The sequence below is a fragment of the Vibrio sp. OPT41 genome (assembly GCF_015163595.1).
Taxonomy (GTDB): domain Bacteria; phylum Pseudomonadota; class Gammaproteobacteria; order Enterobacterales; family Vibrionaceae; genus Vibrio; species Vibrio alginolyticus.
On record NZ_JADDYH010000038.1, the window covers coordinates 337,441 to 349,770 of the forward strand.

Consider the following 12,330-nt stretch of genomic DNA (forward strand, 5'->3'; position numbering starts at 1 on the left):
CTCATTTGAAGAGAGAATAACCCTCTTCTCATATTTTATTAGCCGAGCATGCTGACATGATCGGTTAATAATAATAAGATCAAAAAGATAATCCGTAATTATATAAGCAGGGACTGTGATGAGCCGAGATAACTACAACAAACTCAACGATGAAGAGTTGGATTTTGTTGATGACAAAACTGCAGCATTGCTCCTCAATACCCCCAACAGCGCGCGTTTTATGCTCTGGGTTATGGTGCTATTTTTCATTGCAGCAATAGGTTGGGCATCTTGGGCTGAAATCGACAAAGTCACGGTTGGTCAAGGCAAAGTGATTCCCTCCTCACAGATACAAGTAGTCCAAAACTTAGAAGGTGGCTTAGTCAAAGAAATCTTGGTCAAAGAAGGTCAGTTGGTTGAAAAAGGCCAACAGTTACTGCTTATCGATGACACCCGCTTTCGCTCAGATTTTCGTGAACGTGAGCAACAAGTTGCCAACCTTACCGCATCTGTGCTGCAACTATCCGCTTCTATTAACAGTGTTGCCGTTAATCGTGATTTTGAAACGGAAAACTGGCGTCAAAGTGTACTACTTGATTACGGTAAACTGACCTTCCCACCAACCTTGGAAGAGACTCGACCTCAACTCACACAGCGTCAAAAAGCAGAATATCGCGAAGATCTAGATAATTTACGCAACCAACTTTCTGTTATTGACCAACAAGTGCAGCAAAAGCAGCAGGACTTGGTAGAGATCCAAGCACGAGTAAGGAACTTACGTCAAAGCTACCAATACGCGAAAAAAGAACTCGATATCACCAAACCTTTGGCAGACGAGGGCGTTGTTCCTCGTATTGAACTGCTCAAATTACAGCGCCAAGTCAACGATACCCGTCGTGAAATGACGTCCAGTGAGCTCAAGATTCCCGTATTGCAATCAGCGATTCGAGAATCCATGCTCAACCGTATTGATGTTGCACTCAAATTCCGCTCTGAACAGCAAGAGAAACTCAACAGCGCCCAAGACCAGTTATCTGCCTTGGTTGAATCAGCGGTGGGCTTGGAAGATAGAGTAAACCGAACGGTTGTGAATTCGCCAGTAACAGGCAAAATCAAAACACTGAACATCAATACTGTCGGTGGTGTTATCCAACCTGGTATGGATATCGTCGAGATCGTACCAACAGAAGACACACTATTGGTAGAAGCGAAAATTGCGCCAAAAGACATCGCATTTTTACGCCCAGATCTTCATGCTATCGTGAAATTTACAGCTTACGACTTCACAAAGTACGGCGGTTTAGAGGGTGAGTTGGAACATATCAGCGCGGATACCACTCAAGATGAAGAAGGCAACAGCTTCTACATTGTTCGTGTACGCACCGAAAAAACAAACTTTGGTCAAGATGCAGATTTACCAATCATTCCAGGAATGACAGCATCGGTCGATATCATCACAGGGAAGCGAACCGTTTTGGAATATCTACTTAAACCGATTTTAAGTGCCAAAACGAACGCCTTGAAGGAGTAAACCACATTAAGATACTCGCGATAGGGAGTATTGAGCGATAAGTGATTAAATAAAAAGCACTTATTTCTCACTGACGAACTCTCTAGAAGAGTATACTTGTGATACGAGTCGAATATGCGATCCAATTTGCAGCGTAAAGTTACATTATTAATCAGCTTAAGTTGTTTGTCGTTCCAACTTGGTGCGCTGAACAGTAAAGAACAACGATGGGTCAATACGGTCACAGCGGTGTACGGCGAACGTGCGGGATTGCGCGTAAATACATGGCGAAAGAACCTCGACTTATTTAAACAATTAGAGACTCATGAACAGCTCGCTGGCGTTAACGACTTTTTTAATCAGCTGTATTTCGTTGACGACATAAAACTGTGGGGAAAGACAGATTATTGGGCTACGCCACTCGAATTTTTAGGGAGTAACGCAGGAGACTGTGAAGATTTCACTATTGCTAAGTACTTCTCTTTACTCGAGCTAGGAATACCAGATTCAAAGATGCGGTTAATATACGTAAAAGCCATCGAACTGAATCAGTTTCACATGGTATTAGCTTACTACCCTACCCCAAGTTCTGAGCCGCTCATTCTCGATAATATCAATCCTGACATTGTCCGAGCCTCTAAGCGTAGCGACTTGCTACCGATATACAGTTTTAATGGTACAAACCTGTGGTTGATGAAGTCATCTGCTAGCACTGGAGAGCTGGCAGGGAAAGCATCACGGTTGAGCCTTTGGAATGACTTACGCTCGCGCGAACGTAAGTTGCAGTTAAATAAACCTAAAATTAACTATGACGAGTGAGAAACATGACCCTATATAAGAAGCTTGTGGTGGGGATGGTTACGGTCTTTATACTCTTGTTGGCATCAGTATTCGTAATCCAATTCAACACGACTCGAGACAGCTTGGAGCAACAGCAACGTTCAGAGGTCAACAACACTATTAACACCGTAGGTTTGGCACTGGCTCCTTACCTAAAGGACAAAGATAAAGTCGCGGTTGAGTCCGTGATTAATGCTCTATTTGACGGCAGCACCTACTCCGTTGTTCGTCTTACAGCATTAGATTCTGACTACCAGATCGTGCGTACTTACCCAGTTAAACCAAGTACGGTGCCACAATGGTTTATCGACATGAATCTATTTAAAGCGATTCACGATAAGCGTGTTGTGACCAGTGGTTGGATGCAGCTCGCCGAAGTAGAAATCATTAGCCACCCAGGCGCAGCTTACGAGCAGCTCTGGCAAGGTTTTATTGGCTTGCTGTCTGTATTCAGTGTTATTTTTCTAGCTGGTTTAGTGGCAATTTCATACATCCTACGTCGCTCGCTAAAACCATTAACGGCCATCGTAAATAAAATGCATGAAATCGCGAATAACCAATTTGGTGAACCGCTTGCTCGTCCAAGAACCAAAGATCTTATCGCGGTGGTAGATGGCATTAACATGATGTCTGCTCAAATCGAGCTATCATTCAAAGAGCAAGCCAAAGAGGCTCAACGTCTGCGTGCTCAAGCTTACCTCGATCCTATATCTAAATTGGGTAACCGCTCATTCTACATCAACCAAATTGACCAATGGCTTGCAGAGCAAACGCAAGGGGGTATCGCGCTACTCCATGCTGAATACATTGGGGACATTTACGAGACCAAAGATTACCAACGCGCAGATGCCCACGTTAAAGAACTGTCTCAACGTTTGAAAAACACCATTGATGTTCCGGGTGCCACTATTGCTCGCTTATCTAGTGATGAGTTCGGCTTGCTTTTCCCTCATATGGATGAGAGCGAGTTACGCATTTTATCGGACAGCATCGTCAATTGTGTGAACGGCCTAAATACTGACCCAACAGGCTTAGCAAAACCTAAAGCGTCACTAGGGGTTGCACACAGCAAAGATCAGAAAACGCGCTCTGAAATCCTCTCGATGGTGGACAACGCACTATCGAAAGCCAAAGCGCAACCAGACAAGCCATACGGCTTCATTGGCAGTGATACACCTTCTAGTTTGATGGGTAAACAGCAATGGAAAGCGTTGGTTGAAGAAGCCATTCATAGTGATTGGGTTAAATTCCGTTTCCAAGCTGCGAAAAACACATGGGGTAAAGTATTCCACAACGAAGTATTTTCAAGCATCGAAAAAGATGGTGAAACGTATCGTGCGAATCAATACCTATTCGCACTAGAACAGTTAGACGCCACCAACATCTTTGACCAGTATGTCATTGAATCAATGATTAAGATGCTAGAAAGTGGTGAACTTAATGACCCAGTCGCGATTAACATCGCGCAAAGCAGCTTGTCTCAACCATCGTTTATTCGCTGGACAACTAGCATGCTGGAAAAACACGCCAAAGTGGCCTCTAAGCTACACTTTGAAATTCCAGAGGAATGCTTTATCGATCAGCCTCACCACACAGCACTGTTATGTAATGCCATTCGCCAATCAGGTGCTGAGTTCGGCGTAGATAACTACGGACGTAACTTCCAATCTTTGGAATACATCCAAGAGTTCCGCCCGAACTATGTGAAGCTCGATTACCTATTCACACACAACTTGCACGACGAAAAACAGAAATTCACGCTAACGTCGATCTCTCGTACTGCCCACAACCTTGGTATTACGACTATCGCATCGCGTATCGAAACTCAAATCCAGTTGGACTTCCTCACTGAACATTTTGTTGAGGTATTCCAAGGATTCATCGTCGACAAGGAATAAAAAGGTTTATCAACGATGAAAGACCCTTTACTGAATTCGCTCATCTACGTTAGCCGTTACTATGGGTTAGCTAACTCGCCAGAAGCGCTAGTCAACGGACTACCGCTATCTGACGGTAAACTGACCCCATTTTTGCTACCAAGAGCAGCGGAAAGGGCCGGATTGGTTGCCAAGGAAAACCGCGCAGAGCTGGAGAGCATCTCTAGCCTAATTCTGCCAGCAATCTTAGTTCTTAAAGGCGGTGACTCTTGCGTTCTCAACAGCATCAATATGGAGAAACGCGAGGCCGAAGTCACCACCCTAGAAAGTGGAATGGTGCCGATCTCTATTCCATTAGAAGACCTACTTGAGCAATACACTGGTCGGTACTTTTTAGTTAAAAAGCAATTCCGTTTCGATGAGCGCTCTCCCGAAGTGCTCAAAACCAACGAAGGCCACTGGTTCTGGTCAACCTTGTGGCAGTCAAAACGCATCTACCGTGATGTTTTAATCGCATCACTTCTCATCAACCTCTTTGCGGTTGCCGCTCCGCTATTCACTCGCTTGGTGTACGACAAAGTGGTTCCGAATCTTGCGTTTGAAACCCTATGGGTACTAGCAAGCGGCATCTTTGTCGTGTTCCTGTTCGACTTCATTCTCAAGTCGCTGAGAAATTACTTCATTGATGTGGCGGGCAAGAAGTCTGACATTCTGATTTCATCCAAACTGTTCAGCAAAGTGATGGGGATTAGAATGGAATCGAAGCCGCCTTCGGTCGGTGCCTTCGCTCGCCATTTACAAGAATTCGAATCTATTCGAGAGTTTTTTACTTCAGCGACCGTCAGTGCTCTCATTGATTTGCCTTTTGCCATTTTGTTCTTAGTGATTATATGGCTAATGGCTGGCGATCTTGTGTATGTACCGATGGTGGGCGTGGTCATTTTGATTATTCACTCGCTACTGATACAAGGGCCGCTGCGCCGCTCCATTGAGGAGGGTTCACGCCTAGCATCGCAAAAATATGCCAATTTGATAGAGAGCTTGGCTGGGTTAGAAACCGTAAAAATGCTCAGTGCGCAAAGCCAATTCCAATACCGCTGGGAAGAGGCAGTTGCGCACATGGCGAACTGGAATATAAAAAGCCGCCGAATTACGGATAGCATTCAAAACGCAGCAGGTTTTGTGCAGCAAAGTAGTAACGTAGGGATGATCATCCTAGGCGTTTACTTGATTGCAGAGGGCGACTTAACCATGGGTGGTTTGATTGCCGCAACCATGCTTAGCGGCCGCGCGATAGGTCCTTTGGTTCAGTTATCCTTACTCTCTACGCGCTACAACCAAGCGAAGTCTTCTATGACAATTATCAATCAAGTCATGGAAATGCCGGATGAACAAGAAGAAGGTAAACGTTACATTCACCGTCCAATAGTACAAGGCAAAATTGAACTTGAACGCGTGACCTTCCACTACCCAGATTCACCGGTGGCGTCGATTCGAGATTTGAGCTTGACCATTAACCCAGGCGAAAAAGTAGCGATCATAGGCCGTATCGGTTCGGGTAAAACCACGTTAGAACGTCTCATCATGGGCTTGTATCAGCCGACGGAAGGTCATGTTCGCATTGATGATACCGACATCGCACAGCTGCATCATGTCGACATTCGCCGTAATATTGGTTGTGTGCCGCAAGATTCGAATCTGTTCTTTGGTTCTATCCGCGACAACATTACGCTAGGTCGCCCATTAACCGATGACCGTGACGTACTAGACGCAGCGAATCGTGCCGGTGTTACTGCGTTTACGCAATCTGACCCAGCGGGCTTAGAACGCCAAGTTGGTGAAGGTGGTGCAATGCTTTCGGGTGGTCAACGTCAAGCAGTCACGATCGCTCGTGCATTTTTGGGTCGTCCTCCTGTTCTACTCATGGATGAACCAACCAGTGCGATGGATAATCGCTCAGAGATGCACATTAAACATCAATTAGCACAGTTGAAACCTAGTGAAACGCTGATTCTGATTACGCATAAAACGTCTATGCTCGACATCGTTGATCGCGTAATTGTGATGGAGAAAGGCAGCATCATCGCAGATGGCCCTAAAGCGCAAGTGCTGAACGATTTGAAACAAGGCAAAGTGCGTGCGGTTAGCTAGCCTGAATTCACATTGATAAAAGACAAGGGCCCCGTTTAACTTGTGTTTAACGGGGCTTATTTTATTGTGAGCCCGAGATAATTAAGTTCTTCAAGCGCGACCCAAACGAGTACAAGGCCAACAATCACGAATAAAATCATAATCGCCTTTTCATCTTCTTCCATTTTTCAACGCCCTAAAAGCTATTTCAATTAATACACCTTAGGTTATCAGGACAAAAGTCATATTCAGCTCGTTTATAAGGAACTAGCGTCATAGAATGTCGGATATGGGATACAGCTCAAAGATTGCTCTCTTCAAAATCACGTCAGCTTTGATTGAATATAAGTAATGAAGCCAAAAAGTTCGTAATGCTCACTAAGTCTTTGATTAACTTATACAGTACTCTGTGGTACCTCAACACAGAGACAAATGGTGTAAAGAAAAATTGTGATTACTTACAGCAAAAAATCAGCTATAAAAGCCGCTTTCTAGATATCGTCGAGATGAAGAAATGAATGATTGGATCCAATTAGAGCAAGTGAGCCAGTATTTCACTACGGGCTCCCTCGGTTACAAACTACTGATGGGCATTTTTGTCCTGATCGCGTATCGCATCCTGAAGAGGATTGTAAATAGAGCCATCCTAAATTTGGCAACAACGAAAGGTGTAAAAAAGGCTCGTTTGAGTTTTATTCAGCGCTGTTTCAATGTCGCGCTGCTATTTTTGACCGCCTCTATTTTTGCCATTATCACAGGTATTGGCTATGGCGATGTGTCTTTGTTCCTATCGTCCATTTTTGCCGTATTAGGTGTGGCATTTATTGCGCAGTGGTCAATTCTGAGCAACATCACTGCCAGCTTTTTGATCTTTTTTGTCTTCCCATATCGAGTGGGTGACCGAATTAAAGTCGTAGACAAAGATGAAGACATCTGCGGTGAGATTCAAGAAATCAGCATGTTTCACGTGTTAATTAAGCACGACAACGGTAACTTGATCACTTACCCAAACAACCAGATTTTGCAAAAAGCAGTGCTAAAGCTGGCAAAAAACAAGCCAGAGCCAAGTAAAGCAAAATCTCGGATTTATACTCGCAGAAAGAAATAACCCACTAAAAAGCCGATGTATCTACATCGGCTTTTTAGTATCACTTGGTGGTCACAAATAACCCAAAGTTAATGGCGAAAAACAGTGAAGAGACAAAACGTATAAGCTGAAGGTCACCACTGTATTCTTTCATGATAAAAACATGACACATCGCCGAAACCAAAAGCGCCACTTTAACCAAAGGAAGCTTCTTATTTACGAACCTTAAATAAATACAAAAAATAGAGATGGTGCAAGCAAAGAAAAAATCGTCACTAGTTCCATCTTCCTTAAAATACAAGGACATGGTTTTAGTTAAGCTTATATTTTTAGCTTCATTATGAGCCACCCACTAATATTTAGCGAGATAAGGGCATAAAAGAGGTAAAAAACAAGACTGACCGAAACAAAAAGTAGTGCATGCACTTTTTCTTCTAAGCTCTCTGGATGAACATTCATATCCACATCAAACACACCCGCTATAAAGTGTGCAAATACCGTGGAAGAGGCTGTAGAAAGGCCTCCTACCATAATGATAATAATCCCTCGCCTTAAGAAACGATGAAATGTACTTTTCCCGCCTTGGATCAGGTCTGAGTTTACATATTTTAATCTATTTTTCCGCCTATTAATCATCACTAGCATCGGTACCTTTATCATTGTTCCCAAGAGAGTTTTCTACATCTTTAAGATCTTCCTTTAACGCTTTTATACACGACATTCATCGTCGTTGCATTCACTGTAGTTATGCCGTCGACTTACCCTATAAGAAAGCTCTTTAGATGCCAATTCGTACTTTATCTATCTCAAATCTCTTCTTGACCTCAACTTAGATTGAGGTTTTAGCCTTAGTCGCACGATTAAAAATCAACAATGAAAAAAGGAACCATTGTGTCCAAAATTGCGATTATTTATTTCTCTAAAACCGACGTTACTGGTCAGCTTGCTCGCGCGATTGCCGCAGGCGTTGAACAACAAGGCATTAAGCAGCAAGATGAATGTGAAATCCTCTCTCACCGAATTGAAGGCAGTGAGATTATTGAGGGACGTTTTGTGAACCCTAAACTAATGGATGAACTTGCTGAGTGTGATGCGATTATCTTTGGCTCACCGACCTATATGGGCGGTGTAGCAGCGCAGTTTAAAGCATTTGCAGATGCAAGCAGTGAATCTTGGTATTACCAAAAATGGGCGAGCAAAATCGCGGCTGGCTTTACCAGTGGTGGGGCAATGAATGGCGACCAATCTTGCACATTACAATATCTACAAACGCTCGCTAACCAACACGGCATGATGTGGGTCGGGTTGGATAAGATCAGCAATTCTGGGGAGCAAAACCTGAATCGTTATGGTGTACAAGGTGGTATTGTTGCACAAGGTGGTGAAGGTGGTCAGTTGCATGCTTCTGATGTTGCAACAGCGGAGTATCTTGGCAAACGAGTCGCTATGCTCGTGAACAAGCTCTCCACTCGCTAACAATAAAAAGAAGCCCCGTAAGATACATCTTCGGGGCTTCATATTTATCGCTTGTTTTGAGCGCTACTTCTTGATGTAGAGGTCTTTCGAGTAGATACGACCTTCTACGTTGTTCTTGGCAAAACCGCCAACCGTAGGACGAACCAAACGCGCTTGCATGTAGTAGTAAATCGGTGCGATTGGCATATCCGCCGCCAACAATTGCTCGGCTTGATCATAGAAACCTTGGCGTGCTTTCTCATTGGTTGCAGTCAATGCACTGTTCATCGCGTTGTCGTACGCTTCACTGCTGTAACGTGCAAAGTTACCCGAGGAACCTGAGCGAAGTAAGCTCAGGAAAGTAGACGCTTCATTGTAATCACCACACCAGGAAGCGCGCATCACATCGAAATTGCCTTGTTTACGCGCCACTAAGTACGACTTCCACTCTTGGTTTTCTAACTCCACGTTTGCACCGAGATTTTTTTGTAGCATCGACGCTATCGCAACCGCGATCGATTTGTTTGCCTCACTGGTGTTGTACAGCAATTTAAAATCGAGCGGCTTGTCTTGGCTGTAACCCGCTTCTTTTAACAACTGACGCGCTTTCTCGTCACGTTGTTGCTGACTCCACTTACTGTATTCAGGCGGCGTCGCATCAAACCCTGCGGTGTACTGATGCGCAAAAGTATAAGCAGGAAGGTTGCCCACTTGCGTGACACCATTCGTAATCACATCGCGCATGATGGAGTACGACACCGCTTGACGCACTCGCACATCATCAAATGGCGGACGAGTGGTATTGAACGCGTAGTAATACGTACACAATAATGGCACCACCGTGTAAGCCTGCTTGTAATCTTGTTTAAGCTTCTGCGCCATATGAGTCGGCACATCTGACGTGATATCCAGCTCTCCTGCCGCAAAGCGATTGATAGACGCGTTTTGGTTTTCAAACGGAATGTAAGTCACTCTGTTTAGATGCGTATCTGCGCTGTCCCAGTAACTTGGACTCTTAACCAGTTCAATGCGTTCATTCACGACCCACTTATCCAATGTGAATGCACCGTTGCTAACAAATTGGTCTGGATCGCTCCACGGCTTGTCGCGGTTTTCCACTGTCGCTTGATGCACTGGCATCATGGACGTGTGCCCAGTCATAGCAACAAAGTACGGCACTTGACTGTCCAACTCAAAACGTAGGGTGTATTTATCCACTGCCTTGATACCGAGATCGTCCAAAGGCTTTTTGCCCTCTGCTACATCGGCGATGTTTTTGATCTTGGTGAGTTTGAGATACCAAACATTTGGAGAAGCGGTCTTCGGGTCCACCGCTCGGCGCAGTGAATAGACAAAATCATCCGCCGTCACAGGCTCGCCATTCGACCATTTCGCGTCTTTGCGCAAGTGAAAAGTAAAGGTTTGGTTGTCGTTGGTTTCCCATGATTCTGCCACACCGGGAATAATGTTTCCGTCACGATCTTGAATCACAAGCCCTTCAAATAAGTCACGAATCACATGCATTTCTGGCAGACCTTCGGCTTTCGCTGGGTCAAGCGTCGCCGCCTCTGCGTCATTCGCACGTACTAAATGCTGTTCTGCGGCAAGTTGAATGCCTTTAGGTAAGGTCTCCGCAGCAACTGATGTAGCAAGAAAAGGGGTGAATAAAGAGGAAATCAGCAACGCCGTTGAATGTTTTTTAAAATCCATATCGTTTTTCGTTCTCCTAACGCGTCTTGTGAAGCAAGTGCCACAATTAACATTTCAACCGTTGACGAGTTTAAACGGTTCAGTTTAGCTAGGTGTAATTAGCTTAGATATTGATACTACTTCATCAATCAGGAGATTACGGTGAGTCTAATTCCAAGAACGGAAAGAGCGGCATTTTTAATTCGGCCAACATCATACGGTCAATCCGTGCTTGGTGCGCCATTATTGTATTTTCCGGCTCAAGTCGAAAGTGCTTCGCGAGGTTTGATTTTGGCAGGCACTCACGGGGACGAGACGGCCTCGATTGCAGGTTTGTCCTGCGCGCTAAGAAGCTTGCCTGCAGAAAACTTACGACATGATGTGATTCTGTCAATGAATCCGGACGGCAACCAGCTAGGCACACGCGCAAATGCAAACCAAGTGGATCTCAATCGCGCGTTTCCAACCCAAAATTGGACTGAGCATGGCACCGTGTATCGATGGAGCTCTCACACACCCATTCGAGACGTAAAGGTGAAAACAGGCTCTAAAAACCAGCTAGAGCCAGAAGTTGGCGCATTAATTAACTTGATTGAACTGCGCAGGCCAAAGTTTGTGGTGTCGTTTCATGAACCGCTTGCGTTTGTGGATGATCCCAAACATTCCGACCTTGCCAAATGGCTCCACGAGCAGTTCCAACTGCCAATCGTTGACGATGTCGACTACGAAACACCCGGCTCATTCGGCACTTGGTGTAGTGAACGTGATTTACCTTGCATCACGTTGGAATTGCCCGCGATTTCTGCCGATCTCACCATTGAAAAACATCTCTCTGCTTTTATTGCTTTGCTGAGGCACGATCCGGATCTCTAGTCCGCTGTTAAACAAGCGATCATGTGAGGATCTGTTTGATGTCGGTACTGATATCGCTGATCAACTGACGGGCACTGTCGTCTCTTTGCTGAACCAAGATGATAAACAGCAAATCGGTGATCACGTTTTGCGCGGTACGCGAAGCAATGGATGAGCTGCGATGTTCCGTTTCATTGGCAATCGTATCAAACGTAATATCGGCAATACCGCGCAAGCGACTTCTTCCAGGCGCAGATAACGCAATCACCTTCGCGCCCTGCTCTTTTGCCGCTTCTGCCGCGACGAGAATTTCTTTGCGCTCACCCGAAAACGAGATTGCGATCTGAACATCTTCTGGAGAGAGCGTGCGGGCAACAGCAATCTGCACGTGGCTGTCTTGTTCAGAAAGCGCCGTAATACCAAGTTTAAGCAGTTTAAAGCTTAAATCCTTCGCGGTCAGTGCAGAGCCCCCAATCCCGACCACTTGCACTCGACGCGCTTCACTCAACCATTTCACCGCTTGGTGACACGCTTCGTAAGACAGCGTATTGGTGGTTTGAAACATAGCATCTGTTTTTGCTTTCACCAGTTTCTGTGAAATAACCGCGATGGGATCATCTGCCAAAATATCACTGTGCAACGGTGTCGACCCCATCGCATGCTTACGGCCAATCTCTTCATTCAGAGCTAACTTAAACTCGCTGTAACCTTTAAAGCCAATACGCTGAGTAAATTTCACAATGCTCGATTGACTCACTTTTACTTGCGCCGCAAGTTCTTGGCTGGTGAGCAGCGCCGCCTTTTCTGCGTTTTCAACAATCCAATCGCCAACCAAACGACCGCTTTGCGAAAGCTGAGTACGCCTCGCGACTATCCTATTGATAACTGACACAACAAAAACCTCAAAAATT

Annotated in this window: 10 protein-coding genes; 7 read left to right on the forward strand and 3 right to left on the reverse strand. The window is 45.0% G+C overall.

The window, feature by feature from the left end; genetic code table 11:
* Positions 1-118: 118 nt before the first annotated feature.
* The 5 genes from IQP38_RS17595 (at position 119) to IQP38_RS17615 (ending at position 7,444) form a co-directional block, all read left to right on the forward strand.
* On the forward strand, positions 119-1,510 hold the full coding sequence (locus IQP38_RS17595; RefSeq protein ID WP_005374562.1) for an HlyD family type I secretion periplasmic adaptor subunit: 1,392 nt from the start codon (positions 119-121) through the stop codon (positions 1,508-1,510).
* 114 nt (positions 1,511-1,624) lie between these two features.
* Positions 1,625-2,308, forward strand: coding sequence for a transglutaminase-like cysteine peptidase (locus IQP38_RS17600; RefSeq protein ID WP_005374561.1), 684 nt, complete (start codon positions 1,625-1,627; stop codon positions 2,306-2,308).
* Between the two features lie 5 nt (positions 2,309-2,313).
* A complete protein-coding gene (locus tag IQP38_RS17605; RefSeq protein WP_005383568.1) occupies positions 2,314-4,227 on the forward strand; it encodes an EAL domain-containing protein in 1,914 nt (637 codons plus the stop codon).
* A gap of 15 nt (positions 4,228-4,242) precedes the next feature.
* On the forward strand, positions 4,243-6,357 hold the full coding sequence (locus tag IQP38_RS17610) for a type I secretion system permease/ATPase (protein ID WP_005374556.1): 2,115 nt from the start codon (positions 4,243-4,245) through the stop codon (positions 6,355-6,357).
* Positions 6,358-6,850: 493 nt separating this feature from the next.
* On the forward strand, positions 6,851-7,444 hold the full coding sequence (locus IQP38_RS17615) for a mechanosensitive ion channel family protein (RefSeq protein ID WP_017820061.1): 594 nt from the start codon (positions 6,851-6,853) through the stop codon (positions 7,442-7,444).
* A 300-nt stretch (positions 7,445-7,744) separates the two neighbouring features.
* On the opposite strand, the gene IQP38_RS17620 is transcribed toward IQP38_RS17615, so the two are convergent.
* Positions 7,745-8,068: a hypothetical protein gene (locus IQP38_RS17620; RefSeq protein ID WP_021707580.1), complete on the reverse strand. Its 324-nt coding sequence runs from the start codon at positions 8,066-8,068 to the stop codon at positions 7,745-7,747.
* A gap of 246 nt (positions 8,069-8,314) precedes the next feature.
* Between IQP38_RS17620 and IQP38_RS17625 the strand changes: the two genes are divergently transcribed.
* On the forward strand, positions 8,315-8,899 hold the full coding sequence (locus tag IQP38_RS17625; RefSeq protein ID WP_017821885.1) for a flavodoxin family protein: 585 nt from the start codon (positions 8,315-8,317) through the stop codon (positions 8,897-8,899).
* A gap of 63 nt (positions 8,900-8,962) precedes the next feature.
* On the opposite strand, the gene IQP38_RS17630 is transcribed toward IQP38_RS17625, so the two are convergent.
* The gene (locus tag IQP38_RS17630) at positions 8,963-10,588 is read right to left on the reverse strand and encodes an ABC transporter substrate-binding protein (protein WP_005374527.1); all 1,626 of its coding nucleotides are present in this window, start codon (positions 10,586-10,588) and stop codon (positions 8,963-8,965) included.
* Positions 10,589-10,729: 141 nt separating this feature from the next.
* On the opposite strand from IQP38_RS17630, the gene mpaA reads away from it, so the two are divergent.
* Complete coding sequence (gene mpaA, locus IQP38_RS17635; protein ID WP_031778863.1) at positions 10,730-11,440, forward strand: murein tripeptide amidase MpaA; 711 nt, start codon at positions 10,730-10,732, stop codon at positions 11,438-11,440.
* A gap of 19 nt (positions 11,441-11,459) precedes the next feature.
* Here mpaA and IQP38_RS17640 read toward each other — a convergent pair whose 3' ends face one another.
* Positions 11,460-12,311, reverse strand: a complete 852-nt coding sequence (locus tag IQP38_RS17640; RefSeq protein ID WP_031778862.1) for an SIS domain-containing protein — start codon at positions 12,309-12,311, stop codon at positions 11,460-11,462.
* Between the last annotated feature and the right edge of the window lie 19 nt (positions 12,312-12,330).